This window comes from Nocardioides sp. SRI_004 (genome assembly GCF_057586415.1).
Genome location: NZ_JBYCZV010000003.1, coordinates 120,243 through 144,766, shown reverse-complemented (window position 1 = coordinate 144,766; position 24,524 = coordinate 120,243). Strand labels below are relative to the sequence as shown.

Below are 24,524 nucleotides of genomic sequence, written 5' to 3'. Positions count from 1 at the left end.
TCAGCGGACGGGCACGCCTGCTCCGGCGAGCGACTCCTTCACGTCCGCGATCCGCAGCGTCCCGAAGTGGAAGACCGTCGCGGCGAGGACCGCGTCGGCGCCGGCCTCCACGGCCGGCGGGAAGTGCTCGACCGCACCGGCGCCGCCGGAGGCGATCACCGGGATCGAGACCTCGGCACGGACCTTGCGGATCAGCTCGAGGTCGAAGCCGTCGGTGGTCCCGTCGGCGTCCATCGCGTTGAGCAGGATCTCCCCCGCGCCCAGCTCGGCCGCGCGCACGGCCCACTCGATGGCGTCGATGCCGGCGGACTGGCGCCCGCCGTGGGTGGTGACCTCGAACCCTGAGTCGGTGCGCACCTCGGAGCCGGCCGGCACCCGCCGGGCGTCGACCGAGAGCACCAGCACCTGGTTGCCGAAGCGCTGGGCGATCTCGGCGATCAGCTCGGGCCGCTTGATGGCGGCCGTGTTGACCGCGACCTTGTCGGCGCCGGCGCGGAGCAGGCGGTCGACGTCCTCGACCGAGGAGACTCCCCCGCCGACCGTGAGCGGGATGAAGACCTGCTCGGCCGTCGCGGAGACGATCTCCATCGTGGTCGCCCGGCCCTCGTGGGAGGCGGAGATGTCGAGGAAGGTCAGCTCGTCGGCGCCCTCGGCGTCGTAGAGCTTGGCGAGCTCGACCGGGTCGCCGGCGTCACGGAGGTCCTGGAAGTTGACGCCCTTGACCACGCGGCCGGCGTCGACGTCCAGGCACGGGATCACCCGGACGGCCAAGGTCATACGAGGCCGCCCTTGGTGAGCGCCAGCGCGTCCTCGAGGGTGAACTGGCCGGTGTAGAGGGCGGTCCCGGCGATGGCGCCCTCGACCCCGACGGGGACGAGCTCCATCAGCGCACGGATGTCGTCGAGCGTGGTGACGCCGCCGGAGGCCACGACCGGGCGGTCGGTGGCGGCGCAGACGTCCTGCAGCAGCTGGAGGTTCGGGCCCTGCAGCATGCCGTCCTTGTTGACGTCGGTGACGACATAGCGCGCACAGCCCTCGGCGTCGAGGCGGGCCAGCGTCTCGTAGAGGTCGCCGCCCTCCTGGGTCCACCCGCGGGCGGCCAGCGTGCGGCCGCGGACGTCGAGGCCGACGGCCACGCGGTCGCCGTACGTCGCGATCGCCTTGGCGCACCACTCGGGCTGCTCGAGCGCGGCGGTGCCGATGTTGACCCGGCGGCAGCCGGTCGCCATCGCGGCCTCGAGCGACTCGTCGTCACGGATGCCGCCGCTCATCTCGACCTTGATGTCGAGCCGACCGACGATCTCGGCCTGCAGCTCGCGGTTCTGGCCGTGGCCGAACGCCGCGTCGAGGTCGACCAGGTGCAGCCACTCGGCGCCGGCCTCCTGCCAGCGCAGCGCGGCCTCGATCGGGTCGCCGAAGCGCTTCTCCGAGCCGTCCACGCCCTGCACCAGCTGGACGGCCTGGCCGCCCTTGATGTCGACGGCGGGCAGCAGCTCCAGGTAGGAGGTCACAGCGACTTCACCCAATTCCTCAGCAGTTGCGCGCCCGCGTCCCCCGACTTCTCCGGGTGGAACTGCGTGGCGCAGAGTGGTCCGTTCTCGACGGCGGCGACGAAGCGGTCGCCCGCCCCCTCGACAGATCCCGTCTCCGCCCAGGTGACGAGCGGCTGGTGGCTGTCGGGCGTGCGGTCGTTGGTGACCAGCGTCCAGTCGCGCACGCCGTAGGAGTGCACGAAGTAGAAGCGCTCGTCCTCGATGCCCGCGAACAGCCGGGTGCCCTCGGGCACCTCGACGGTGTTCCAGCCCATGTGCGGCACGATCGGCGCCTGCAGGCGCTCGACGACGCCGGGCCACTCGTCGCAGCCCTCGGTCTCGACGCCGTGCTCGATGCCGCGCTCGAAGAGGATCTGCATGCCCACGCAGATGCCCAGGACGGGGCGGCCGCCGGACAGCCGCCGAGCGATGATCCGCTCGCCGCGGATCGCGCGCAGGCCGCGCATGCACGCCTCGTAGGCGCCGACACCGGGCACCAGCAGGCCGTCGGCCTCCATGGCGGCCTCGAGGTCGCCGGTCAGCGTCACCTCCGCACCCGCGCGCTCGACGGCGCGCACGGCGGAGCGCAGGTTGCCGGAGCCGTAGTCGAGGACGACGACGGACGGCTTGCGGTCGCTCATCGGGTTACAGGGCGCCCTTCGTGGAGGGGATGCCGGTCTCGCGCGGGTCGAGGGCGACCGCGTCGCGGAAGGCGCGCGCGAACGCCTTGAACTGCGTCTCGACGATGTGGTGCGGCTCGCGCCCCGCGAGCACGCGCACGTGCAGCGCGAAGTGGCCGTGGAAGGCGATCGACTCGAAGACGTGCTGGGTCAGCGAGCCGAGGTAGGAGACGCCGGAGCCGCCGAGCTGGACGTACTGCTGGCCCTCGGGCTCGCCGGTGTGCACGCAGTAGGGACGGCCGGACACGTCGACGACGGCGTGCACGAGCGCCTCGTCGAGCGGGACGGTCGCGTCGCCGAAGCGGCGGATCCCCTTCTTGTCACCGAGCGCCTCGCGCAGCGCCTGGCCGAGCGCGATGGCGGTGTCCTCGGTCGTGTGGTGCGCGTCGATGTGGACGTCGCCCTCGGTCTGCACGGTCAGGTCGACCAGCGCGTGGCGCGCGAACGCGGTGAGCATGTGGTCGTAGAAGCCGACGCCCGTGGAGATGTCGTGACGGCCGGTGCCGTCGATGTCCACCTCGACGAGGACCTTGGACTCGCTCGTCTGCCGCTCGACGCGGGCAGTCCTGGCACTCATGCGCGCTCTCCATCCACATCAGTCAGTGCGGCCCGGAAGGCCGCCATCTCGTCGGGGGTGCCGACGGAGACCCGCAGCCACCCCTCGGGCCCGGTCTCCCGGATCAGGACTCCCCGGTCGAGGAGACCCTGCCAGACAGCATGACGGTCGGCGAATCGCCCGAACAACACGAAATTCGCGTCCGAGTCGGCGACGTCGTACCCCTCGGCGCACAGCCAGGTCACGAGCGCATCGCGCTCCGCGCGCAGCTCGTCGACCTTGCCGAGGAGCTCGGGCGCGTGGCGCAGCGCCGCCAGCGCGACCGCCTGGGTGACCGCCGAGAGGTGGTAGGGCAGGCGCACGACGCGGATCGCGTCGCAGATCTCCGGCGCCGCGGCGAGGTAGCCCAGCCGCAGGCCGGCACCGGCGAACGCCTTGCTCATCGTCCGGGTCACCACGAGGTTGCGGTACGACGGCAGCAGCTCGAGCGCGCTCGGGACCCCCTCACGGCGGAACTCGCCATAGGCCTCGTCGACGACGACCAGCCCGTCACCGGCGGCCTCGCACAGCTCGCCGACGGCCTCGGGCGGCAATGCCGTGCCGGTCGGGTTGTTGGGGCTCGGCAGCAGGATCACGCTCGGCTGCTCGGTCTTGACCAGGTCGCGCGCGGCGTCGAGGTCGAGCGAGAAGTCGTCGGCGCGACGACCGGCCACCCAGCGGGTGTTCGTGTCGCGGGCGTACTCCGGGTACATCGAGTACGTCGGCGCGAAGCTCACCGCCGTCCGGCCGGGTCCGCCGAAGGCCTGCAGCAGCTGCAGCATGATCTCGTTGGAGCCGTTGGCCGCCCAGACCTGCTCCGGGAGGATCCCGGCGAGGGTGTCGCGCGAGAGGTACCAGGCCAGCGACTGGCGCAGCGCGACGAACTCGCGGTCCGGGTAGCGGTTGAGCGTCACCGCCGCCTCGGCCGCGGCCGTCGCGATGTCGGCGACGCACGCCGGGGAGGGCCCGTAGGGGTTCTCGTTGACGTTGAGCTGCACCGGCACGTCGAGCTGCGGGGCGCCGTACGGCTCGATCCCGCGCAGCTCCTCGCGCAGCGGGGGCCAGGGGGTCGGCTCGGTCATCGAGCCACCCGAACGGTGATGGCGGCGCCGTGTCCGGGCAGGTCCTCGGCCTCGGCCAGTGTCACGACGTGGCCGGCCACCTCGTCGAGCGCCGCGGCGGAGTAGTCGATGACGTGCACCGACTTGGTGAACGCGCGGACCGAGAGGCCCGAGGAGTGGCACGCGCAACCGGCGGTCGGAAGCACGTGGTTGGACCCCGCGCAGTAGTCGCCGAGGCTGACCGGGGCGTAGGGGCCGACGAAGATGGCGCCGGCGTTGCGCACGCGGGCGGCCCAGTCGGCGGCGTCCTCGGTGTGGATCTCGAGGTGCTCGGCGGCGTAGGCGTTGACCACGTCGAGGCCCTGCTCGAGGTCGCGGACGAGCACGATGCCGGACTGCCGCCCGCCGAGGGAGGTCGTGATCCGGTCGGTGTGCTTGGTGGCGGCGACCTGCTGCTCGAGCTCGTGCTCCACGTCCGCGGCGAGCCGCTCCGACGTCGTCACCAGGACGGAGGCGGCCAGCGGGTCGTGCTCGGCCTGGCTGATCAGGTCGGCCGCGACGTAGGCGGCGTTGCCCGTGTCGTCGGCGAGGATGGCGATCTCGGTCGGACCGGCCTCGGAGTCGATGCCGATCTGGCCCTTGAGGATCCGCTTGGCGGTGACCACCCAGATGTTGCCGGGCCCGGTGACCAGGTCGACGCGCTGGCAGGGGCCGACCCCGTAGGCGAACATCGCGATCGCCTGGGCGCCGCCGACGGCGTACACCTCCTCGACGCCGAGCAGCGCGCACGCCGCCAGGATCGTCGGGTGCACCGAGCCCCCGAACTCCTTCTGCGGCGGGCTCGCGAGGGCGATGGACTCGACGCCCGCGGTCTGCGCCGGGACGACGTTCATCAGCACGCTGGACACCAGCGGCGCCAGGCCGCCGGGGACGTAGAGGCCGACCCGCCCGACCGGGACCTTGCGGTGGGTCACCCGGGCGCCGGGACCGAGGTCGGTGACCGCGTCCTGCTCGACCTCGTTGGCGCAGGTCGCCCGCAGGCGCCGGATCGACTCCTCCAGGCCCGCGCGGATGTCGGGGTCGAGGTTGTCGAGGGCAGCCTGCATCACCTCCGGGGCGACCCGGATGTCGTCGACGCGCACGCCGTCGAACTTCTCGCCGAACTCCACGATCGCGTCCAGCCCGCGGGTGCGGACCTCCTCGCAGATCGCATGCACCGCCGGCACCGCGGCTTCGATGTCGAAGTCGGCACGGGGCACTGCTGCGCGGTAGTCGACCGAGGAGTCGGCGTCGCGCAGGTCGATGCGGCGGATGAGGGACATGTCCCCGATTCTACGGTTCCGCCGGTGCCTCCCCCGCCTCGGCGACGCCTGCCGGGACGACTGGCGGGACGACCGGCGAGAGGACTGGCGGGAGGACGGCGAGGGCGAGTCGGCGGCCGGTGTCGAGGGCGGCGTCGTCGCCGAACAGCTCCCGGCGCGTGTTGGCGGCGACGAGGTAGGCGTCGATGCGGAACGCCGCCTCCGCGGGGTCCGGTACGCCGGCCACGGACAGCTCGCGCTCCAGGACGCCGATCCACTCCCGCTTGAGCTCGCGGACCGCGTCCGCCACGCGCCCCTCGCGGTGGCCGAACTCGGCCGACGTGGTCGCCACGAAGCACCCGCCCGGGAAGACCTCGTCGCGCAGGTAGCCCACCCAGTGGTCGAGCAGCGCGCGCAACCGGGGGGTGCCCGAGGGCTCGGTCCACGCGGGCGCGATCACGTGCTCGACGTACAGGGTGCGGGCCTCGGCCACCGCGGCGACGAGGATCTCCTCACGGTTGCCGAAGACGGTCAGCAGCCCGCTCTTGCTGGCCCCGGTCGCCTCGGCGAGTGCGCCGAGGGTGATCGAGTCGAGGCCCTGCACGGTCGCGAGCCGGGCTGCCGTGCGCGCGGCGTGGCGGCGGGTGCGATCGCCCCGCTCGCGCCGGCCGTCGACCGTCGAAGTCATGACGACCAAGATACCCGACCGACTGGACGCATTGTCTCGGCGCGGCTACGGTGCGGCAATAGACGACCGATCGGTCGCTTACCGACAGGAGGCCCCTCATGACCACCAGCAGCGACGTCCCGACCCTGCAGGACCACGAGCCGATCGCCGCCTCCCCCGAGACGGTCTGGGCGCTCGTTGGCGACCCCACCCGGATGGCCGAGTGGAGCCCCCAGGTCGACTCGACCCGGCTGGCCGGCGACGCCACGGCCTGTGCCGTGGGCACCCGGTTCACCAACCGCAACGTGCAGGGTGAGCTGGCCTGGATCACCCACGGGGAGGTGGTGCGCCACGAGCCCGGCCGGGCGCTGGCCTTCCGGATCGAGGAGAACTGGGCGGTCTGGTCGTTCGAGCTCGAGCCCACCGCCGACGGCGGCACCGTCCTGCACCAGCGGCGGGACGCGCCCGACGGCATCTCCGAGCTGTCCCGGCAGCTGACCGACGCCTACCTCGGCGGCATGGAGACGCTGACCGACACCCTGCGCGCCGGGATGCGCGAGACGCTCGCCAGCATCCGCGCCGCGGCGGAGCGCGAGCAGTAGCCGGGCGGGCACTAGGGTCGGAGGCGTGTCCGACGAGCTGCCCATGTTCCCGCTCAACGCGGTGATCTACCCCGGGGTCAGCCTCCCGCTCCACGTCTTCGAGGACCGCTACCGGGCGCTGGTCCACCATCTGCTGCGGATCGATGATCCCGCCGAGCGGGTGTTCGGGTCGGTCGCGATCCGTGAGGGCTACGAGGTCGGCGACCACGGCGCGCAGTCGCTGTTCCGGGTCGGCGTGCGCCTCCAGCTGACCGACGTGGAGAGCAATCCCGACGGCACTTTCGACATCGTGGCGGTCGGCCGCGACCGGATCCAGCTCGACCGGCTGCGCACCACCGAGACCTTCCCGGTGGGTGAGGTGCGGGTGCTGAACGAGCCCGAGGTCGTCGTACCCGTCGAGGTGGTGGAGCGGGCCCGGGCGACCTTCACCGCCTACCGCGCGATGGTCCGCGAGATCGCCGGGGACCCGCTCGAGGGCGAGCTCCCCCGCGACCCCGCCTACCTGTCCTGGACCCTCGCCGCCTGCACCCCTCTCCCCCTCGGCGAGCGCCAGGAGCTGCTCGAGGCCGCCGACCCCACCGATCGGCTGCTGCTGGTCACCGACCTGCTCCGCGCCGAGCTGCGTGCGATGAACGTGATCACCTCGCTGCCCGCCACCGAGGTGGCGCGGACGCGGTGGAGTCCCAACTGATGGCCCGCAGGAAGGCGGCCGGCGGCACGCAGGCCACGGTGGCGCTCACGGCTGCCGGCGTGGCGTTCACCGTCCACGAGTACGCCCACGACCCGCGCGCCGACTCCTACGGGCTCGAGGCCGCCGAGGCGATGGGGGTCGACCCAGGACGCGTGTTCAAGACGCTCTTCGCCGACCTCGACGGCGCACTGGTGGTCGGCGTCGTGCCGGTCGCCGGCCAGCTCGACCTCAAGGCGCTCGCCCGGGCCCTCGACGGCCGCAAGGCCGCGATGGCCGACCCCAGGGCGGCTGAGCGCGCCACCGGGTACGTCGTCGGCGGGATCTCGCCGATCGGCCAGCGCCGGGCGCACCCGACCGTCGTCGACGAGACCGCGCTCGACCACGAGACGGTCTTCGTCTCGGCCGGACGCCGCGGGATGGAGGTCGAGATCAGTCCTGCAGAGCTGGTTCGGATGACGGCTGCCCGGGTCGCTCCCATTCGCCGCTAGGCGTGCGGGAGTTCAGCGCGAGCATCACGACCAGGTAGCCGAGCAGGCTGCCGACCGGCCAGGCGAGATAGGGCGTCCAGCCGCTGACCTCGAGGTGCCCGGGGAGCTCGGTCCCGATCTTCACCTCGTCGACCTTGTCCTGCGGGTCGGACGGGCTCTGCACCAGCCCGATGACGGTCATCAGCGCGCCCGCCACCACGCTCGCCACGGCCACCGCGGCGAGCCCGGCCAGCGCCCGGTCGCGCGCGAACCAGCCGGCGACGACGCCGAGCAGCAGGGCCAGGCCGAAGGCGATGACCACGAAGTCCGCCGTACCGCTGAAGTCACGGGTGATGCCGGGGTCGAACGGGTCCGGGTACCAGGTCGGGCCCGCGGCCGTGTCGTAGACCTTGCCCTCGGGGGCGGGGCCCCACCACGTCCACCACAGCCAGCCGCCGGCAGCACCGAGCGCGGCGCCCAGCACCACCGGGACCACGATCGCCCGGAGCGCCTCCTGCGGCCTCATCCGGCGAGGCACCCCGGCCCGAGGAGCTGCTTGAGGTCGGCGAAGAGCGCGGAGGAGGGAGTCACCCGGAGATTGTCCCCCAGACGCATGACCTTGGTGGAGTCACGGCTCAGCAGCTGCAGCCGGACCTCGGTCAGGCCGGCGTGGGTCACCAGGACGTCCTTCAGCTGCTGCACCACCGGCCCGGTGCACCGCGTCGACGGAAGGCTGATCACCACGGGCCCGTCGGCGGTGTTCTCCAGGTCGGGGACGGTCACCTCCTGGCCCCGCAGCTGCGAGGGCTCACGCTCGGTGTCGAGCTGGCCGCGGACCCGCACGATCGCGTCCTCGGTGAGGTACGGCGCCGCGAGCCGGTAGCTGCTCGGGAAGAGCAGGACGTCGATCGCGCCCTCGAGGTCCTCGAGCGTGACCGTGGCCCAGGGGTCGCCGTTCTTGGTGATCTTGCGCTGGATCGACGTGATCAGGCCCGCCACCGTGACCGTCGAGTTGTGCGCGCGGTCCTCGTCGGTCATCAGCTGGCCGATGGTGCAGTCCGTGCCGTTGGACAGCACGTGCTCGAGACCGAGCAGCGGGTGGTCGGAGACGTAGAGCCCCAGCATCTCCCGCTCGTGGCCGAGCAGGGTCATCTTGTCCCAGTCGTCGATGTCCGGGATCGCGACGCTCACGCCGAAGCCACCATCGCCCCCGTCGTCGTCGCCGAGCCCGGCGAAGAGCGAGTCCTGGCCGATGGCCTCGTTGCGCTTGATGTCGACGTACTGGTCGACGGCGGTCTCGTGGATCGCCACCAGCGCACGCCGCTTGTGCTTCATGTCGTCGAAGGCGCCAGCCTTGATCAGCGAGTCGATGACCCGCTTGTTGCAGACCTGGGCCGGGACCTTGGAGAGGAAGTCGTTGAAGTCCGCGAACCGGCCCTCCTCGGTGCGGGCCGCCACGATGCCGTCGACGACATTGGACCCGACGTTGCGGATGGCGGTGAGGCCGAAGCGGATGTCGGGACCGACGGCGGTGAAGTTGTGGGCCGACTCGTTGACGTCGGGCGGCAGCACCTGGATCTTCATCCGGCGGCACTCGTTGAGGTAGATCGCCATCTTGTCCTTGTCGTCCTTGACGGACGTCAGGAGGGCGGCCATGTACTCGGTCGGGTAGTTGGCCTTGAGGTAGGCGGTCCAGTAGGTGATGACGCCGTACGCCGCGGAGTGCGACTTGTTGAAGGCGTAGTCGGCGAACGGGACGAGGATGTCCCACAGCGTCTTGATCGCGTCCCTGGGATAGCCGCGCTCGAGCATGCCGGCCTCGAAGCCCTCGAACTGCGCATCGAGCTCGGCCTTCTTCTTCTTGCCCATGACCCGGCGCATGTTGTCTGCAGCGCCCAGCGAGTAGCCCGCCAGGACCTGGGCGATCGCCATCACCTGCTCCTGGTAGACGATCAGGCCGTAGGTCTCCCCCAGGACCGGCTCGAGGGCATCGGCGAGCGCCGGGTGGATCGGCTCGATCGGCTGCCGGCCGTTCTTGCGGTGGGCGTACTTGTTGTGCGAGTCCGCGCCCATCGGGCCGGGCCGGTAGAGCGCACTGACGGCCGTGATGTCGGCGAACTTGTCCGGCAGCATCGAGCGCAGCAGCGCACGCATGCCACCACCATCGAGCTGGAACACGCCGAGGGTGTCACCGCGGCCCATCAGCTCATAGGTCGCCCGGTCGTCGAACGGCAGCTCCTCGAGGACGACGTCCTCACCCTTGTTGGCCTTGATGTTGGCCAGCGCGTCCTCGAGGATGCGCAGGTTGGACAGGCCGAGGAAGTCCATCTTGACCAGCCCGAGCGCCTCGCACATCGGGTAGTCGAACTGGGTGATCACGGCGCCGTCCTGCGGGCGGGCCATGATCGGCACGATGTCCAGCAGGGGCTCGCTGGACATGATCACGCCGGCCGCGTGCACGCCCCAGTTGCGGATCTGCCCCTCGAGGCCGAGCGCCGTCTGGTAGATCGTGCGGACGTCGGCGTCCTGCTCGTAGAGCGCTCGGAACTCGCCGCCGTCGTTGTAGCGCTTGTGCTCCGGGTTGAAGATCTCCTTGAGCGGGACGCCCTTGCCCATCACGTCGGGCGGCATCGCCTTGGTGATCTTGTCGCCGATCGCGAACCCGTGGTCGAGGACCCTGGCGGCGTCCTTGATCGCGGCCTTGGACTTCAGCCGACCGAAGGTGGCGATCTGGCAGACCCGGTCGGCGCCGTACTTGTCGGAGACGTACTGGATGACCTCGCCGCGCCGGGCGTCGTCGAAGTCGATGTCGAAGTCGGGCATCGAGGGCCGCTCGGGGTTGAGGAAGCGCTCGAAGTAGAGGCCGTGCTCCAGCGGGCACAGGTCGGTGATCCGCAGCGCGTACGCCGCGATCGAGCCCGCACCGGAGCCACGGCCCGGCCCGACCCGGATGCCGTTGTCCTTGGACCAGTTGATGAAGTCGGCGACCACGAGGAAGTAGCCGCAGTAGCCCTTCTGGGCGACGACCGCGAGCTCCATCTCGACGCGGTCCTTGACCTCCTGGGTCAACCGGTCGCCCGGGTAGCGGGACTCGATGCCGCGCCAGACCTCCTTGCGGAACCAGGACTCCTCGGTCTCGCCCGCGGGGATGTCGGCCTTGGCCATGTAGCCGCCGGTGTTCTCGTTGAACTCCACCGAGCAGCGCTCTGCGATCGCGACCGTGTTGTCACAGGCCTCGGGCATGCCGAAGCGGTCGGCCCACAGCTCGCGCATCTCGGCCGCGGACTTGATGTAGTAGCCGCCGCCGTCGAACTTGAGCCGGTTGGTGTCGGAGAGCCGTTTGCCGGAGGCCACGCAGATGAGGGCGTCGTGGGCGTCGGCGTCCTCGGGGTTGTTGTAGTGCGAGTCGTTGGTGGCGATGGGCGGGATATTCATCTCGCGGCCCAGGCGCAGCAGGTCGTCGCGGACCCGCTTCTCGATCGAGATGCCGTGGTCCATCAGCTCGAGGAAGACGTTCTCCTTGCCGAAGATGTCCTGCAGCTCGGCCGCCTCGCGCACGGCCTCGTCCCACTGGCCGAGCCGGAGCCGGGTCTGGATCGCGCCGCTGGGACAGCCGGTGCTGACGATGAGGCCCTTGCTGTGCTCGGCGAGGATCTCCTTGTCCATCCGGGGCTTGAAGTAGTAGCCCTCGAGGCTGGACCGGGACGAGAGCCGGAACAGGTTGTGCATGCCCTCGGTGCTCTGGGCCCACATCGTCATGTGGGTGTACGCGCCGCCGCCGGCGACGTCGTCACCGCCCTCCTCGGCGGCGTCGCCCTTGCCCCAGCGCACCCGCCGTCGCTCGCCGCGGGGAGTGCCCGGGGTCAGGTAGGCCTCGATGCCGATGATCGGCTTGACGCCGTACTTCTTGGCCTTGGAGTAGAAGTCGTAGGCACCGTGCAGGTTGCCGTGGTCGGTCATGGCGATCGACGTCATGCCGAGGTCGTTGACGCGCGTGAACAGTCCGTCGAGCAACGACGCCCCGTCGAGCATGGAGTACTCGGTGTGGACGTGCAGGTGGACGAAGTCCGCTTCCCCGGAACCGGCTGCCATCGGGTGTGGTGACTCCTCGAGAGAGATGGTGGACGGGACGTCGGGGAAGGGGATCAGCCTACGCGACCCGACCCGAGGAATGGTGGCAGGGAGGTCCGACACTCACAGCGGGTCCGGGGGGTGCCAGGACATCCGTACGTCGGGCGCCCGCTCCTCGTTGCCGGAGCCGTCGGTGCGCTCCTCCTCGACGAGCCCGTGGGCGGCGTAGAAGGCCTGTGCGGGCGTGTTGGACTCGAAGACCCACAGCCCGAAGCCGGCCGGGTGCCGGGCCTTGACGAGGTCCAGCAGCGCGGAGCCGACGCCCCTTCCGGCGTGCCCCGGGTCGACGTACAGGTCGTCGAGCCAGGTGCGCGTGAACCGGGCGTACCCGACCACCTCGCCGGCCACCTCCGCGACCCACACCTCGTCCCCGCTGCCGTCCAGGCGGGCGGCGAGCCACGCCCGGACCTCGGCGTCGCTGTGGACCGCGGCCGGCATGGGAGCGGCCGCGCGGGCCCGCAGGTGCACGCCGGCTACCGCTCCGGCGTCCGCCGGGATGGCCGGGCGCAGGAGCAGGTCCGGCTCCATCAGTGGGAGTCGCGGATGATCTCGAGCGCCCGCGCGAGGTCGTCGGGGTACGACGACTCGTACTCGACGTAGCCGCCGTCGGGGTGCTCGAAGCCCAGCTTCACGGCGTGCAGCCACTGGCGCTCGAGGCCCACCCTGCGGGCGAGCACCGGGTCCGCGCCGTAGGTGATGTCGCCGACGCAGGGGTGCTTGAGCGCGCTCATGTGGACCCGGATCTGGTGGGTCCGGCCGGTCTCGAGGTGGACCTCCAGCAGGCTGGCGAAGCGGTGCGCCTCGAGCGTCTCGTAGTGCGTGACGCTGTGGCGGCCGTCGTCCATGACCGCGAACTTGTAGTCGAACTTCGGGTGCCGTCCGATCGGGGCGTCGATCGTGCCCTCGAGCGGGTCGGGGTGGCCCTGGACGAGCGCGTGGTAGGTCTTGTCGACGGTGCGCTGGCGGAAGGCGTTCTTGAGCACCGAGTAGGCGTGCTCGGACTTGGCGATCACCATCACGCCCGAGGTGCCGACGTCGAGGCGCTGGACGATGCCCTCGCGCTCCTTGGCCCCGGAGGTGGAGATGCGGAAGCCGGCGCCGGCGAGGTGGCCCACGACCGTCGGCCCGCGCCAGCCCGGCGAGGGGTGGACGGCGACGCCGACCGGCTTGTCGATCACCACGATGGCGTCGTCGTCGTGGATGATCTTGATCCCCTCGACGATCTCGGGGACGACCTCGAGCGGGTCCGCCTCGGCGGGGATCTCGACGTCGAGCACGGAGCCGGCCAGCACCCGCTCGCTCTTGCCGCCCACGGCCGATCCGTCGAGCTGCACCCGGCCGTCGGCCACGAGCTCGGCAGCCCGGGTGCGCGAGACGCCGAAGAGCTGGGCCAGCACGACGTCGACCCGCTCCCCCTCGAGGCTGTCGGGGACGGGCAGGCTGCGGTGGTCGACCGTGCTCATGCGGATTCCTTCGCGACGCGGGTGCCGTCCATCGCGACGCCGCGCAGCACCTGGACCAGGATCATCGCGACGCCGACGTTGATGCACATGTCGGCGACGTTGAAGACCGGCCAGTTCGGCAGCATCAGGAAGTCGACGACGTGGCCCCGGAAGGGCGCGGGATCACGGAACAGCCGGTCCATCAGGTTGCCGTCGATGCCGGCGAACATCAGGCCGAGCGCGACCGCCCACCACTTGTTCTGCACCCGACGGCTCAGCCACAGCACGACGACCGTGGCCACGCTCGCCAGGACCGACAGCGCGACGGTGAAGCGGGTACCGAGGCTGAACGCCGCACCCGGGTTGTAGGTCAGGTGCAGCTGGAGCAGCTCACCGACGATCTCGACATCCGGCTCGCCGGCGAGGCGGTCGACCGCGAGCGCCTTGGTGACCTGGTCGACGACGAGCATGACGCCACCGACGGCCGCGAAGAGCAGCCAGGTCCGGGGAGCGGCCAGCAGGGGGCTCCGTGTCGGTTCGGTCCCGTCGTCGCGGTCGTCTACCGGCGTTCCTCGCGCTGCTTGCATGTCATGCACAGTGTGGCACGCGGGAACGCCATGAGCCGCATCTTGCCGATCGGGTTGCCGCACGACTCGCACACGCCGTAGGTGCCGTCGTCGATGCGGGCCAGGGCACGGTCGATCTGGGCCAGCTTCTCGCGCTCGTGGTTGAGCACCGTCAGCTCGTGGTCGCGCTCGAAGCTGGTGGCCCCGAGGTCCGCCTGGTCCTGGCCGGCGCCGTCACCGGAGTCGCGAAGCAGGCCGGTCAGGTCGGCCTCCTGCTCCTCCACGATCTCGGCGGCGCGGGCGCGCTGCTCGTGGAGCTCGGCGAGGACCTCGGCGATCTCCTCCTTCGACCAGGCCTCCTCGTGGTCGAGGACGACGAGGGCGGACGGAGCCGCCTTCTTCGCGGGTGCTGCCTTCTTGGCGGGTGCCGCCTTCTTCACGGGTGCTGCCTTCTTCGCTGGTGCGGGCGTCTTGCTGACGGGTGCGGCCTTCTTGGCCGCGGATGCGGCCTTCTTGGCCGGTGCGGTCTTCTTCGCGGGCGCGGCCTTCTTCGCCGGCGCGGTCTTCTTCGCCGGAGCAGGCGCGGCCTTCTTGGCGGGCGCGGCCTTCTTGGCCGGAGCGGTCTTCTTCGCCGCAGGGGGCGCGGCCTTCTTGGCCGGTGCGGTCTTCTTCGCCGCGGCGGGCGCCGCCTTCTTGGCCGGCGCGGCCTTCTTCGCGGGGGCCGCCTTCTTCGCGGGGGCCGCCTTCGTGGCCGGCGCGGTCTTCTTCGCGGGGGCCGCCTTCTTGGCCGGGGCGGGCGCGGCCTTCTTGACCGGTTCGGGAGCCGTCTTCGCCGCGCCGGCGGCCTTGCGTGGCCGGATGATCTTCCGGGCGGCCGATGCGGCCTGGCCGGCCAAACTCTTCTTCGCGGTGCGGGCCATGACGGACTCCTCAGGAAGGGCAGCCTGTGACGGTGGTCTGCAGGCGTGCTGGGGAGGGTAGCGGCTCACGCCAGACGGTCCAAGGAGCCACACCGAAAGCGAGACCGGCCGGCCCGCGCAGTGCGGGCCGGCCGGTCTCGGTCGTTCAGCTGGGGATGAGCCGCAGGCTCAGCCCTCCTCCTCGCCGAGGATGGAGCGCAGGCGCTTGGGGGCCGGGGCCTCCTCGACCGGCGCCAGGGTGTCGCCCGGCGTCTGCAGCGACTCGAGCTGCTGGGTGAAGTAGCTCTTGAGGCGCGAGCGGTACTCACGCTCGAACGAGCGCAGCGTCTCGACCTCGGCCGAGAGCTTGTCGCGCTCCTTCTCGAGGTCACCGAAGAGCTGGGTACGACGCTCGGCGGTCTCGCTGTCGAGCATCTCCGCGCGGGTGCGGGCGTCGGACTCGAGGCGGTCGGCCTTGACCTTCGCCTCGGACTCGAGGCGCTCGGACTTGGTGCGCGCCTCGCCGACGATCTTGTCGGCCTCGTTCTTGGCGTCCTCGACGAGCTCGTCGGCGTTGCGGGTCGCGATCTCGAGGAGGCGGGCCGCGGCGTTGGACGCCTCGGGGACCGTCTCGACGCGGATCGTCTCGACACCACCGGCGACCGGAGCGGCGACGGGAGCCGCAGCGACGGGAGCGGCGGCAACGGGCTCGACCGGAGCGGGCACCTCGACGGGGGCCGGCGGCTCGGGGGTCGGCTCGGGAACGGGCGCCAGCTGCGTCGGGACGTCGAACGCCGCCGTCGAGGAGCCACCGGCCTGGGCGGCCGCCAGCTTCGCACGGAGGTCGTCGTTCTCCTGCGTCAGGCGGGCGAGCTCGGCCTCCACCTCATCCAGGAACTGGTCGACCTCGCCCATGTCGTAGCCCTCGCGCAGCCGGACCGGCGTAAAGCGCTTGTTGCTCACGTCCTCAGGCGTCAGCGGCATGACCTCACCTATCTTCGAAGTACAAGGACAAACTGTCTCAACGAACCTTAGCGCCTGCTGCCGAGAAGGCCGCATCACCCGCCGTTGCACGACACGCGGACAGTGCGTGTCACCGGTGCAAAATGCCGTCGAACAGGGCGCTCAGGCAAGCAGTGTGTTGCGGTTCACGGTCAGCAGCACGTACGCGAGGATCAGCACCAGCAGGAAGCTGAGGTCCAGCGCGAAGTTGCCGATCCGGATCGGCTTGATGACCTTGCGCAGCGCCATGATCGGCGGGTCCGTCGCGGAGTAGCAGAGCTCCAGGAAGACCAGGATCACGCCCCGCGGCTCCCAGGCCCGGGCGAAGACCTGCACCCAGTCGGTGATGAAGCGCACCCACAGGAACGCGATGAAGGCGAAGAGGATGCCCTCGATGATCCAGCCGGCGATGCTCACGACCTCAAATCTATCGGGTGGGTTCTATCGAGCGAGAGCGGAGCCCGGCTCCGGCCCCAGCCACACTGGAGCTCCTGCTCGACCCTGCAGTGTCGGCTTGCCGCCAGACGGACCCAGCCACCTACGCGAGACAACCGTGCGGTGCGCCAGCGTCGGCGACACGCTCGGCCCAACAGGCGCGTGTCGGCTTGCCGCCAGGCGGACGCGGCCAGCTACGCAGGTCAACTGCGCGGCCGGCAGCGTGGCGCCCCGCGCCGAAGGCGCGTCGTGCGAAGCCCGCGGTCCGAGCGGAGCGAGGACCGTGCGGCGAGCACGACCGGCGACACGCTCGGCCCAACAGGCGCGTGTCGGCTTGCCGCCAGGCGGACGCGGCCAGCTACGCAGGTCAACTGCGCGGCCGGCAGCGTGGCGCCCCGCGCCGAAGGCGCGTCGTGCGAAGCCCGCGGTCCGAGCGGAGCGAGGACCGTGCGGCGAGCACGACCGGCGACACGCTCGGCCAGACCAATCAGCTCTGGTTGAAGAAGTCGCGGTCGGCGATGCGCTGCTTGTCCTCGGCCGCCACGGTGACATTGGGCGGGGACAGCAGGAACACCTTGTTGGTGACCCGCTCGATGCTGCCGCGGGTGGCGAAGATCAGGCCGGCGGCGAAGTCGACGAGACGCTTGGCGTCGGTGTCGTCCATCTCGGTGAGGTTCATGATCACCGGGATGCCGTCGCGGTACTGCTCCCCCACGGCGCGCGCGTCGTTGTAGGTCGTCGGGTGCAGCGTGGTGATCCGGGACAGCTCGGCCACCTCGGGCTGCGGGGCGACCGCGACCGGGCGGCGGCGCTCGTCGAGGTCGGCGACGGGGCTGGACGGCACGGCGCGCACGGGACGGGCCTGGCGAGGCTCGCGGGCCTCCCGGGCAGGGGCGCGCTCGGCGACCTCGTCGTCGTACTCGTCATAGCCGGTGTCCTCCAGCAGGCCGAGGTACTCACCGATCCTGCGCATCGCACCGCTCATGACTGTTGCCTCCGTGTTCCCTGGCCCCGGGTCTCGGGAGCCTGTGGTGGTGTTGTGGACATTACTGGACTCCAGGCCTCGAACCGAGGACCGCCGAGCCAATGCGAACGTGTGTCGCGCCCGCGGAGACGGCCGCCTCGAGATCGCCGCTCATGCCGGCCGAGAGGCGGGTCGCCGAGGGGTGCTGCTCGAGGAATTCGGCCCTGATCGCGGCGAGCCGGCCGAAGGCGTCGACGGGGTCCTCCCCGAGCGGTGCCACGGCCATCAGGCCGCGCAGGGCGAGGTGCGGGGACGCGTCGACCTGGGCAGCGAGCGCCGCCAGGTCCTCCGGTACGACGCCCGCGCGGTTGTCGCGCCCGGGCGGGTCGAGGCTGACCTGGACCAGCACCTCGACCTCGCGCGCGGTCTCGGCCGCACCGCGGTCGAGCCGGCCGACCAGGCTCGCGCGGTCGACGGACTCGACGACGTCGGCGTACCGGGCGACGGCGGCGGCCTTGTTGGACTGCAGGCCGCCGATGAAGTGCCACCGCAGGGGCAGGTCGGCGCACTCGGCGGCCTTGGCCTCGGCCTCCTGGTGGCGGTTCTCGCCGACGTCGGAGACACCGAGGTCGGCGAGCAGCCGCACGTCGGAGGCCGGGAAGAACTTGGTGACCACGACGAGGTCCACGTCGGCCGGGTCGCGCCCGGCGGACTCGGCGGCCCGGGCGATCCGGTCGTGGACGGCGGCGAGGTTGGTGCGGAGCTCCTCGAGGCGTGCGCTCATGACAGCCACACCAGTCCCGCGAGCCGGCCGGACTCCTGGCCGTCGCGGCGGTAGGAGTGGAAGCGGTCGTCCTCGAGCGTGCAGCCCCCGACGACGGTGACGGCCACGTCGGCGGCCGCGAGCTGGGCGGCGACGCCGGCGCCGAGGTCGAGCGACGGGGTGCCCCACGTGGTCTCGGCGTACGTCTCGGGCACGAGGGCCGCGACCTCGGTACGCATCTCCTCGGGCACCTCGTAGCAGCCACCGCAGATGTGCGGACCGATCCAGGCCTGGATGTCGGCGGCGCCGAGCGCCCGCATCCGCTCGACGGTGCGGGTGACCACGTCGAGCTCCACCCCGCGCCGGCCGGCGTGGGCGGCGCCGACGACGCCCGCCGCGGCATCGGCCAGGAGGACCGGGACGCAGTCGGCGACCCGCACCATCAGAGCGGTACGACGCCGGGCGGTCACGAGCCCGTCGGCGACCGGGACCCGGCCGTGGTCGTCCGCGTCGACGGTCACGACGTCGTCGCCGTGGACCTGGCTGGCCCGGGCGACCGCCACGTCGAGCAGGCCGCCGAGCTCGTCGAGGACGTCCTCGATCCGGTCGCCCTCCTGCAGGTCGAGGCTGGCGTCCGTGAACGCGACCTCGACCCGGGCCCCGCCGTCGGCGGGATCCGGGTCGAGGTCGTGGCTCTCACGGAAGGCGAACACGGTGCCCTTCGGCTCTCACTTCAGGAAGTCGGGCACGTCCAGGTCGTCGCCGTCGTCGAACTGGATCGGCGCCGGGTTGGTGCGCGCGCCGACCGGCTGCGGCTCGGCCGGGGCCGGCGTGGGCTCGGCCGGTGCCTGACGCGCCGGCGTCGCCGGAGCCGACTGACCGGACGGCGTGGACGGGGACGCGGGGCGGGCGGCCGGCGTCGCGGACTGCTGCGGACGACGGATGGCCGTCTCCTCGCGACGCTTCGGCAGGCCACCGTCGAAGCCGGCGGCGATGACGGTCACCCGGACCTCGTCGCCGAGCGCGTCGTCGATGATCGTGCCGAAGATGATGTTGGCGTCGGCGTGGACCGCGTCGGCGACCATCGCGGCGGCCTCGTTGATCTCGAAGATGCCGAGGTCCGAGCCGCCGGCGATCGAGAGCAGGACGCCGTGGGCGCCGTCGATCGAGGCCTCGAGCAGTGGGCTGCTGATCGCCATCTCGGCGGCCTGGAGGGCACGGTCCTCACCGCGCGCCGAGCCGATGCCCATGAGCGCGGAGCCCGCGTTGCTCATGACGGCCTTGACGTCGGCGAAGTCGACGTTGATGAGGCCGGGGGTGGTGATCAGGTCGGTGATGCCGGAGACACCCTGGAGCAGCACCTGGTCGGCCTGCTTGAACGCGTCGAGCATCGACACGTTGCGGTCGGAGATCTGCAGCAGCCGGTCGTTCGGGATGACGATGAGGGTGTCGACCTCCTCGCGGAGACGCTCGATGCCCTCGTCGGCGGACTTCTTGCGGCGGGCGCCCTCGAAGGTGAACGGACGGGTCACCACACCGATGGTCAGCGCGCCGAGCGAACGGGCGATCCGGGCGACGACGGGGGCGCCGCCCGTTCCGGTGCCGCCACCCTCGCCCGCGGTCACGAAGACCATGTCGGCGCCCTTGAGCACCTCCTCGATCTCCTCCGCGTGGTCCTCCGCGGCCTTGCCGCCCACGTCGGGGTTGGCGCCCGCGCCGAGGCCGCGGGTGAGCTCGCGGCCGATGTCGAGCTTGACGTCGGCGTCGCTCATCAGCAGCGCCTGGGCGTCGGTGTTGATCGCGATGAACTCGACGCCCTTGAGGCCGACCTCGATCATGCGGTTGACGGCGTTGACGCCGCCACCACCGATGCCGACGACCTTGATGATGGCCAGGTAGTTCTGTGCAGCTGCCACGGCGGCTCCACCTCTCAGGTGTGTCCGAAATGAATGTGTGTCCGTTCACCGACGTCGGCGGCCGGACCGCTTCCCCGTGGCCAGCCGGCGTGTCGACAACCCTTACCCTCAGCCTGAGGGTTATAGTTATGTCAACCTCGTCGTGATGAAGACAGTAGGGACGCCGGGCTCCGCCATCGCGGAGACACGCCGCAGATGCAGCCAACGGCCGGACTTGTCGGCCGGTTCATGCGCTTGTCGGCCGTTGCAACCCCCGACAAGTGCAGGAATCCCCGGTCGACCGGGGATTCATGCAGCGCCGGACCTCACTTCGTCGTCGGCGCCCCAGGCACCGAGACGTCGTACGTGCCCGCCTTGCGCTTGAGCAGCTGCAGCAGCACGGCGGCCTTGTCGTCGGACTGGTCCGCGCTCCCCCACTTCACGAGCCGGTCGTCGCGCAGGTGCAGGAGGATCTCGTCGACCGTGCGGACCTCGACATAGCTCACCATCGAGGCGACGTCGCCGTCGAGGGAGGAGACGACGGCGGCGCCCTCGCGCAGGGCGTTCCTGTCCGCGCCGCTGCCGACCCGGATGCGGGGCAGGCCCTCGCGCGCCCGTGCGGGCGTGGGGAAGGAGGTGCCGTCAGCGTCGATCGCGACGACCCGGTCGCCGAGGTCGAGGACCGCGATCGGCGAGCGCTCGGTGATCTCGATGCGGATGTCGTGCGGCCACTTGCGTGACACGTCGACCTTCTTCACGGCCGCGAGCGACTTCACGCGCTTCTCGATCGCCTCGAGGTCGACGTTGACGAGCGGCCCGCCGGTCGGGACCTCGGCCGCGGCCAGCACCTGCTTGTCGGTCAGCAGGTCGTTGCCCACCAGGTCGACACCCTCGGTGCGCAGCCAGGAGGAGAACCAGAGGGCGTAGACGCCGAGCCCGACCAGCAGCACGGCCAGGGCACCGGCGAGCACCTTGCGCAGCGTGAGCCAGCGCCGCGCCCGCTGCCGGCGCGCGAACGCCTTGCGCGCCCGGTCCTGGGCCTTCTCGTGGCCGGTCGGAGCGGGACGGCGCCGGAGGCTAGCCACCCGCCGCTCCGAGGGCTGCCAGGACCTGGGGCGCGATCGTCGTGACATCGCCCGCCCCGAGGGTCAGCACGAGGTCGCCGGGCCGGGCCAGCCCCACCAGCGTGGGTACGACGTCGGCACGGTCCGCCACGAAGCGGACCCGCTCCGCGGGCAGCGGCACGGCGGCGGCCACCAGCGCTCCGGTGACCTCCGGGTCGGGGTCCTCGCGGGCGACGTACACGTCCATCACGACGACCTCGTCGGCGGCGGCGAGCTCGCGGCCCATCGCGGCCCCGAAGATCCTGGTGCGCGAGACGAGGTGCGGCTGGAAGCAGACGAGGAGGCGCTGGTCGCCGGTGACCATCGAGCGGGCCGCCTCGAGGTCGCCGCGGATCTCGCTGGGGTGGTGGGCGTAGGAGTCGTAGACGCGGATGGCACGGTCGGCCTCGCCGGCCGATCCGACCAGCTCCATCCGGCGCTTGGCGCCACGGTGGCGGGCGAGCCCGCGGATCAGCGCGGCGGGCTCGGCGCCGAGCTCGAGGCCGACCGCGAGGGCGAGCAGGGCGTCGACGGCGTAGTGGCGGCCGGGGACGGCGAGCTCGACCTCGCCGAGGTCCTCGCCGCGCGCCTCGACGCGGAAGCGCGTGCGCCCGCCCTCGACGACGAGGTCGTGGCCGCGGACCTGGGCGCCCTCGGCGAAGGACGCCGTGACGTCGGCCAGGTCGGCCCGCTCGGCCACGGTGACCCGCGCACGGCGGGCGAACTCGGCGAAGGCAGCCTCGTAGGCCTCCTCGGTGCCCCAGTGGTCGAGGTGGTCGGCGTCGACGTTGGTGATCGCGGCGACCTCGGGGGTGTAGACGAGGAAGGCGCCGTCGGACTCGTCGGCCTCGACGACCGCGACCTCGCCCCCGCCCAGCCGGGCGTTGGTGCCGAGGCTCTCGACCTCGGCGCCGATCGCGAAGGTCGGGTCGAGGCCCGCCTCCTGCAGCGCGACGGTGAGCATCGCGGTCGTGGTGGTCTTTCCGTGGGTCCCGGCGATGGCGACAACCCGCTTGCCGATCAGCACCGACTGCAGGCCCGCGGAGCGCGGCCACAGGCGCAGGCCGCGCGCCGTGGCCTCCACGATCTCGGGGTTGTCCTCGCGGGCGGCGGTGGTGGCCACGACCGTGTCGACGCCCTCGAGGTGGGCCGCGTCGTGGCCGACGTGGACGGTGATGCCCTCGGCGCGCAGGGCTTGCACGACGGCGGAGTCGTTGGCGTCGCTGCCGCTGACAACGACGCCCGCCTGGTGCATCAGCCGGGCGATCGCGGACAGGCCGGCGCCGCCGATGCCGACGAGGTGGACGCGGCCGAGCCGGTCGGCGGGCAGGATCTCGTCGGGGACCGGGATCTTCACCGGGCGACGTCCTGGATGATCCGGGCCAGCTTGTCGTCGGCGTCGCGGGGCACGAGGTTCGCGGCCGCGGCACCCATCGCGGCGAGCCGGTCGCGGTCGGTGGCCAGCGCCGGCACGGTGTCGGCGACGTAGTCGGCACTGAACGCGGCGTCCTCGACCAGCAGGGCTCCCCCGGCCTCGACGACCGGCTTCGCGTTGAGCGCCTGCTCGCCGTTGCCGATCGGGAGCGGGACGAAGATCGCGGGGACGCCGCTGGCGGAGGCCTCGACCACGCTGGACGCACCGGCGCGGCAGACCATCAGGTCGGCGGCGGCGAGGGCGAGGTCCATCCGCTCGACGAACGGCAGCACCACGTAGGGCACACCGGTCGGCGCGGGCTCGGACCAGCTCGGGTCGCTCGCGCCGTTGGGACCGATCACGTGCAGCACCTGCACCCCGCCCGAGCCGAGGGCTGCCGCGGCGCCGCTGATCGCCTGGTTGAGCCGCCGCGCGCCCTGCGAGCCTCCGGTGACGACGAGGGTCGGCAGCTCGGGGTCGAGGCCGAAGAAGGCGCGGGCCTCGGCCCGCAGGGCCGGCCGGTCGAGGGTCGCGATCATGCGCCGGATCGGCAGGCCGACGTACTCGGCCTTCCTGAGCGGGGTGTCCGGGAAGCTGACCGCGACCCGGGTGGCGACGCGAGCGCCGAACTTGTTGGCGATGCCGGGCAGGGCGTTCTGCTCGTGCACGACCAGGGGCAGCTTGCGGCGCCGGGCGGCGACGTACGCCGGCATGGAGACGTAGCCGCCGTAGCCGACCACGACGTCGGGGCGGACGTCGTCGATGACGTCGAGCGCGGCCTTCACCGCGGCGCGCAGCCGCTTCGGCACCAGGGCGAGGTCCTTGCCGGGCTTGCGCGGCAAGGGCACCGGGGGCACGAGGCGCAGCGGGTAGCCGGCCTCGGGGACGACCTTGTTCTCCAGCCCGCGCGGGGTCCCGAGACAGGTGATCTCCGCCTCCGGGTCGAGGCGACGCAGCGCGTCCGCCGTCGCGAGCAGTGGCGAGGTGTGCCCCGCCGTTCCCCCACCGGCCAGAAGAATCCTCACGCGGCAGAACCTACCTGCGGGCGGAGAGCCCGGCCGAACGGGCCCGCCGGCGCTGGGCCAGCGCCCGCGCGGCGGCCGGCTCGCGGCGGGCGAAGCCGATCACGAGGCCGAGCGCGGCCAGCGTCGGCAGCAGGCTGGACCCACCGTAGGAGACGAGGGGCAGCGGGATGCCGATCACGGGGAGCAGGGCGAGCACCATGCCGACGTTGATGATCATCTGGCACAGCAGCCAGACCACGATGCCGAACGTGCAGTAGCGGACGAACGGCTCCTTGGTCTCGCGCGCGACGCGGATGCCGGCGTAGGCGAGGACGAGGAAGAGCGAGATCACGAGCAGCGTGCCGACCAGGCCCAGCTCCTCGCCGAGCACGGCGAAGATGAAGTCGGTGTGGGCCTCGGGCAGCTGGCCCCACTTCTGCTGGCTGGCGCCGATGCCCTCGCCGAACACGCCGCCGCTCGCCATGGCGTAGAGGCCGTGGGCCGGCTGCCAGCCGGTGCCGTGGTAGTCCTTGAACGGGTCGGCGAAGTTGTAGATGCGGGCGAGGCGCTCGCCGTCGGTCGCCGCCAGGCCGAGGGCCAGCACGCTGACGCCCGAGAACGCGAGGGCGAAGAGCTTGCCCGGCGCGCCGACGACCCAGAGCATCGCGACCAGCAGCGCGAAGAAGACCAGCGCCGTGCCGAGGTCGCGGCCGATGACGACCATCGACGTCGCCAGCACCATGCCCGGCACCACCGGCACCAGCATCTGGTGCAGGTTGCCGAGGCGGCGCTCCTTGTTGGCGTAGATGTGGCTGGCCCAGATGATGAGGGAGAGCTTGGCGATCTCGGACGGCTGGATCTGGACCGGGCCGAGGTCGAGCCAGTTCTTGTTGCCGTTGACCTCGACGCCGACCTTCGCCGTGAGCGCGAGCAGCAGCAGGGAGATGGAGAAGGCGGGGTAGGTCAGGCCGCGCACCCAGCGCACCGAGACCCGCGAGGCGAGGAAGGCGCACGGGACGCCGATGAGCACCCACATCACCTGGCGGCGCACCACGGTGTACGAGTCGCCGGTCTCGCGGTAGGAGTACACGCTCGACGCGCTCAGCACCATGATCAGGCCGATGGTGAGCAGCAGCGCGGTCGCGCCCAGGAGCAGGTAGTAGGTCGTGAGCGGACGGTCGAGGGCGTCCTTGAGCGCGGCCGTCCAGCCGGGGCGTCGTACGGACGCGCGGAGGGAGGGACGCAGCGAGAGCCGCTGGCGGAGCTGGGAGCGGAGGTTCTCCGGGTTCGCCGTGGTGATGGCCCGTCCC

Annotated in this window: 26 protein-coding genes; 3 read left to right on the top strand and 23 right to left on the bottom strand. The window is 71.8% G+C overall.

Annotated features, from left to right (window positions below; all coding sequences use genetic code 11):
• The 7 genes from hisF to AC2YHB_RS04700 are packed head-to-tail and all read right to left on the bottom strand — an operon-like array spanning window position 1 to window position 5,857.
• The gene (gene hisF / locus AC2YHB_RS04730; protein WP_036542446.1) at window positions 1-777 is read right to left on the bottom strand and encodes an imidazole glycerol phosphate synthase subunit HisF; all 777 of its coding nucleotides are present in this window, start codon (window positions 775-777) and stop codon (window positions 1-3) included.
• Window positions 774-1,511 (bottom strand): bifunctional 1-(5-phosphoribosyl)-5-((5-phosphoribosylamino)methylideneamino)imidazole-4-carboxamide isomerase/phosphoribosylanthranilate isomerase PriA, encoded by a 738-nt coding sequence (priA, locus tag AC2YHB_RS04725; protein WP_036542443.1) that lies wholly within the window; start codon window positions 1,509-1,511, stop codon window positions 774-776. Before priA ends, hisF begins: the two co-directional genes overlap by 4 nt.
• Entirely contained in the window at window positions 1,508-2,173 is a 666-nt protein-coding gene (gene hisH / locus AC2YHB_RS04720; protein ID WP_036542440.1) for an imidazole glycerol phosphate synthase subunit HisH, read from the bottom strand. The genes priA and hisH overlap by 4 nt, the downstream gene beginning before the upstream one ends.
• A 4-nt stretch (window positions 2,174-2,177) precedes the next feature.
• Entirely contained in the window at window positions 2,178-2,789 is a 612-nt protein-coding gene (hisB, locus tag AC2YHB_RS04715; RefSeq protein ID WP_036542437.1) for an imidazoleglycerol-phosphate dehydratase HisB, read from the bottom strand.
• Complete coding sequence (locus AC2YHB_RS04710) at window positions 2,786-3,889, bottom strand: histidinol-phosphate transaminase (protein ID WP_487353562.1); 1,104 nt, start codon at window positions 3,887-3,889, stop codon at window positions 2,786-2,788. Before AC2YHB_RS04710 ends, hisB begins: the two co-directional genes overlap by 4 nt.
• Window positions 3,886-5,190, bottom strand: a complete 1,305-nt coding sequence (gene hisD / locus AC2YHB_RS04705; RefSeq protein WP_179650870.1) for a histidinol dehydrogenase — start codon at window positions 5,188-5,190, stop codon at window positions 3,886-3,888. Before hisD ends, AC2YHB_RS04710 begins: the two co-directional genes overlap by 4 nt.
• A gap of 10 nt (window positions 5,191-5,200) precedes the next feature.
• Window positions 5,201-5,857 (bottom strand): TetR/AcrR family transcriptional regulator, encoded by a 657-nt coding sequence (locus tag AC2YHB_RS04700; RefSeq protein WP_179650868.1) that lies wholly within the window; start codon window positions 5,855-5,857, stop codon window positions 5,201-5,203.
• A gap of 98 nt (window positions 5,858-5,955) precedes the next feature.
• Here AC2YHB_RS04700 and AC2YHB_RS04695 point away from each other — a divergent pair, with 98 nt between their 5' ends.
• From AC2YHB_RS04695 to ybaK, 3 genes are read left to right on the top strand one after another with little or no spacing between them, the layout of a single operon-like run.
• Entirely contained in the window at window positions 5,956-6,438 is a 483-nt protein-coding gene (locus AC2YHB_RS04695; RefSeq protein WP_036542427.1) for an SRPBCC family protein, read from the top strand.
• A 25-nt stretch (window positions 6,439-6,463) separates the two neighbouring features.
• Window positions 6,464-7,129, top strand: a complete 666-nt coding sequence (locus tag AC2YHB_RS04690; protein WP_179650866.1) for an LON peptidase substrate-binding domain-containing protein — start codon at window positions 6,464-6,466, stop codon at window positions 7,127-7,129.
• Entirely contained in the window at window positions 7,129-7,617 is a 489-nt protein-coding gene (gene ybaK, locus AC2YHB_RS04685; protein ID WP_487353561.1) for a Cys-tRNA(Pro) deacylase, read from the top strand. The genes AC2YHB_RS04690 and ybaK overlap by 1 nt, the downstream gene beginning before the upstream one ends.
• Here ybaK and AC2YHB_RS04680 read toward each other — a convergent pair.
• From AC2YHB_RS04680 to ftsW, 16 genes are all read right to left on the bottom strand, one after another.
• A complete protein-coding gene (locus AC2YHB_RS04680) occupies window positions 7,559-8,122 on the bottom strand; it encodes a hypothetical protein (RefSeq protein ID WP_487353560.1) in 564 nt (187 codons plus the stop codon). The two genes, ybaK and AC2YHB_RS04680, sit on opposite strands and share 59 nt — an antisense overlap.
• Entirely contained in the window at window positions 8,119-11,688 is a 3,570-nt protein-coding gene (dnaE, locus tag AC2YHB_RS04675) for a DNA polymerase III subunit alpha (RefSeq protein WP_036542415.1), read from the bottom strand. The genes AC2YHB_RS04680 and dnaE overlap by 4 nt, the downstream gene beginning before the upstream one ends.
• 102 nt (window positions 11,689-11,790) lie before the next feature.
• Window positions 11,791-12,255: a GNAT family N-acetyltransferase gene (locus tag AC2YHB_RS04670; RefSeq protein WP_179650859.1), complete on the bottom strand. Its 465-nt coding sequence runs from the start codon at window positions 12,253-12,255 to the stop codon at window positions 11,791-11,793.
• The gene (locus AC2YHB_RS04665; protein WP_036542411.1) at window positions 12,255-13,190 is read right to left on the bottom strand and encodes an RluA family pseudouridine synthase; all 936 of its coding nucleotides are present in this window, start codon (window positions 13,188-13,190) and stop codon (window positions 12,255-12,257) included. The genes AC2YHB_RS04670 and AC2YHB_RS04665 overlap by 1 nt, the downstream gene beginning before the upstream one ends.
• A complete protein-coding gene (gene lspA / locus AC2YHB_RS04660) occupies window positions 13,187-13,756 on the bottom strand; it encodes a signal peptidase II (protein WP_179650857.1) in 570 nt (189 codons plus the stop codon). The genes AC2YHB_RS04665 and lspA overlap by 4 nt, the downstream gene beginning before the upstream one ends.
• The gene (locus AC2YHB_RS04655; protein ID WP_487353559.1) at window positions 13,729-14,655 is read right to left on the bottom strand and encodes a TraR/DksA family transcriptional regulator; all 927 of its coding nucleotides are present in this window, start codon (window positions 14,653-14,655) and stop codon (window positions 13,729-13,731) included. The genes lspA and AC2YHB_RS04655 overlap by 28 nt, the downstream gene beginning before the upstream one ends.
• Before the next feature lie 168 nt (window positions 14,656-14,823).
• The gene (locus tag AC2YHB_RS04650; RefSeq protein ID WP_036542406.1) at window positions 14,824-15,618 is read right to left on the bottom strand and encodes a DivIVA domain-containing protein; all 795 of its coding nucleotides are present in this window, start codon (window positions 15,616-15,618) and stop codon (window positions 14,824-14,826) included.
• A gap of 141 nt (window positions 15,619-15,759) precedes the next feature.
• Window positions 15,760-16,053 (bottom strand): YggT family protein, encoded by a 294-nt coding sequence (locus AC2YHB_RS04645; RefSeq protein ID WP_036542403.1) that lies wholly within the window; start codon window positions 16,051-16,053, stop codon window positions 15,760-15,762.
• 505 nt (window positions 16,054-16,558) lie between these two features.
• Window positions 16,559-17,056, bottom strand: a complete 498-nt coding sequence (locus tag AC2YHB_RS04640; protein ID WP_036542400.1) for a cell division protein SepF — start codon at window positions 17,054-17,056, stop codon at window positions 16,559-16,561.
• Window positions 17,057-17,117: 61 nt separating this feature from the next.
• The gene (locus AC2YHB_RS04635) at window positions 17,118-17,819 is read right to left on the bottom strand and encodes a YggS family pyridoxal phosphate-dependent enzyme (protein WP_487353558.1); all 702 of its coding nucleotides are present in this window, start codon (window positions 17,817-17,819) and stop codon (window positions 17,118-17,120) included.
• Complete coding sequence (pgeF, locus tag AC2YHB_RS04630) at window positions 17,816-18,511, bottom strand: peptidoglycan editing factor PgeF (protein WP_179650851.1); 696 nt, start codon at window positions 18,509-18,511, stop codon at window positions 17,816-17,818. Before pgeF ends, AC2YHB_RS04635 begins: the two co-directional genes overlap by 4 nt.
• A 15-nt stretch (window positions 18,512-18,526) precedes the next feature.
• Window positions 18,527-19,714, bottom strand: coding sequence for a cell division protein FtsZ (gene ftsZ / locus AC2YHB_RS04625; RefSeq protein ID WP_036542392.1), 1,188 nt, complete (start codon window positions 19,712-19,714; stop codon window positions 18,527-18,529).
• Between the two features lie 305 nt (window positions 19,715-20,019).
• Complete coding sequence (locus tag AC2YHB_RS04620) at window positions 20,020-20,778, bottom strand: cell division protein FtsQ/DivIB (protein WP_179650849.1); 759 nt, start codon at window positions 20,776-20,778, stop codon at window positions 20,020-20,022.
• Window positions 20,771-22,153, bottom strand: a complete 1,383-nt coding sequence (murC, locus tag AC2YHB_RS04615; protein ID WP_179650847.1) for a UDP-N-acetylmuramate--L-alanine ligase — start codon at window positions 22,151-22,153, stop codon at window positions 20,771-20,773. Before murC ends, AC2YHB_RS04620 begins: the two co-directional genes overlap by 8 nt.
• Window positions 22,150-23,235 (bottom strand): undecaprenyldiphospho-muramoylpentapeptide beta-N-acetylglucosaminyltransferase, encoded by a 1,086-nt coding sequence (murG, locus tag AC2YHB_RS04610; RefSeq protein WP_036542383.1) that lies wholly within the window; start codon window positions 23,233-23,235, stop codon window positions 22,150-22,152. Before murG ends, murC begins: the two co-directional genes overlap by 4 nt.
• Before the next feature lie 10 nt (window positions 23,236-23,245).
• Complete coding sequence (ftsW, locus tag AC2YHB_RS04605; RefSeq protein ID WP_179652521.1) at window positions 23,246-24,460, bottom strand: putative lipid II flippase FtsW; 1,215 nt, start codon at window positions 24,458-24,460, stop codon at window positions 23,246-23,248.
• Between the last annotated feature and the right edge of the window lie 64 nt (window positions 24,461-24,524).

Excerpts from the sequence above, each read along its gene's own strand:
- hisF (WP_036542446.1), bottom strand. The coding sequence starts at position 777 with ATGACCTTGGCCGTCCGGGTGATCCCGTGCCTGGACGTCGACGCCGGC.
- hisH (WP_036542440.1), bottom strand. The coding sequence starts at position 2,173 with ATGAGCGACCGCAAGCCGTCCGTCGTCGTCCTCGACTACGGCTCCGGC.
- hisB (WP_036542437.1), bottom strand. The coding sequence starts at position 2,789 with ATGAGTGCCAGGACTGCCCGCGTCGAGCGGCAGACGAGCGAGTCCAAG.
- AC2YHB_RS04710 (WP_487353562.1), bottom strand. The coding sequence starts at position 3,889 with ATGACCGAGCCGACCCCCTGGCCCCCGCTGCGCGAGGAGCTGCGCGGG.
- hisD (WP_179650870.1), bottom strand. The coding sequence starts at position 5,190 with ATGTCCCTCATCCGCCGCATCGACCTGCGCGACGCCGACTCCTCGGTC.
- AC2YHB_RS04700 (WP_179650868.1), bottom strand. The coding sequence starts at position 5,857 with ATGACTTCGACGGTCGACGGCCGGCGCGAGCGGGGCGATCGCACCCGC.
- AC2YHB_RS04695 (WP_036542427.1), top strand. The coding sequence starts at position 5,956 with ATGACCACCAGCAGCGACGTCCCGACCCTGCAGGACCACGAGCCGATC.
- ybaK (WP_487353561.1), top strand. The coding sequence starts at position 7,129 with ATGGCCCGCAGGAAGGCGGCCGGCGGCACGCAGGCCACGGTGGCGCTC.
- AC2YHB_RS04680 (WP_487353560.1), bottom strand. The coding sequence starts at position 8,122 with ATGAGGCCGCAGGAGGCGCTCCGGGCGATCGTGGTCCCGGTGGTGCTG.
- dnaE (WP_036542415.1), bottom strand. The coding sequence starts at position 11,688 with ATGGCAGCCGGTTCCGGGGAAGCGGACTTCGTCCACCTGCACGTCCAC.
- AC2YHB_RS04670 (WP_179650859.1), bottom strand. The coding sequence starts at position 12,255 with ATGGAGCCGGACCTGCTCCTGCGCCCGGCCATCCCGGCGGACGCCGGA.
- AC2YHB_RS04665 (WP_036542411.1), bottom strand. The coding sequence starts at position 13,190 with ATGAGCACGGTCGACCACCGCAGCCTGCCCGTCCCCGACAGCCTCGAG.
- lspA (WP_179650857.1), bottom strand. The coding sequence starts at position 13,756 with ATGCAAGCAGCGCGAGGAACGCCGGTAGACGACCGCGACGACGGGACC.
- AC2YHB_RS04655 (WP_487353559.1), bottom strand. The coding sequence starts at position 14,655 with ATGGCCCGCACCGCGAAGAAGAGTTTGGCCGGCCAGGCCGCATCGGCC.
- AC2YHB_RS04650 (WP_036542406.1), bottom strand. The coding sequence starts at position 15,618 with ATGCCGCTGACGCCTGAGGACGTGAGCAACAAGCGCTTTACGCCGGTC.
- AC2YHB_RS04640 (WP_036542400.1), bottom strand. The coding sequence starts at position 17,056 with ATGAGCGGTGCGATGCGCAGGATCGGTGAGTACCTCGGCCTGCTGGAG.
- AC2YHB_RS04635 (WP_487353558.1), bottom strand. The coding sequence starts at position 17,819 with ATGAGCGCACGCCTCGAGGAGCTCCGCACCAACCTCGCCGCCGTCCAC.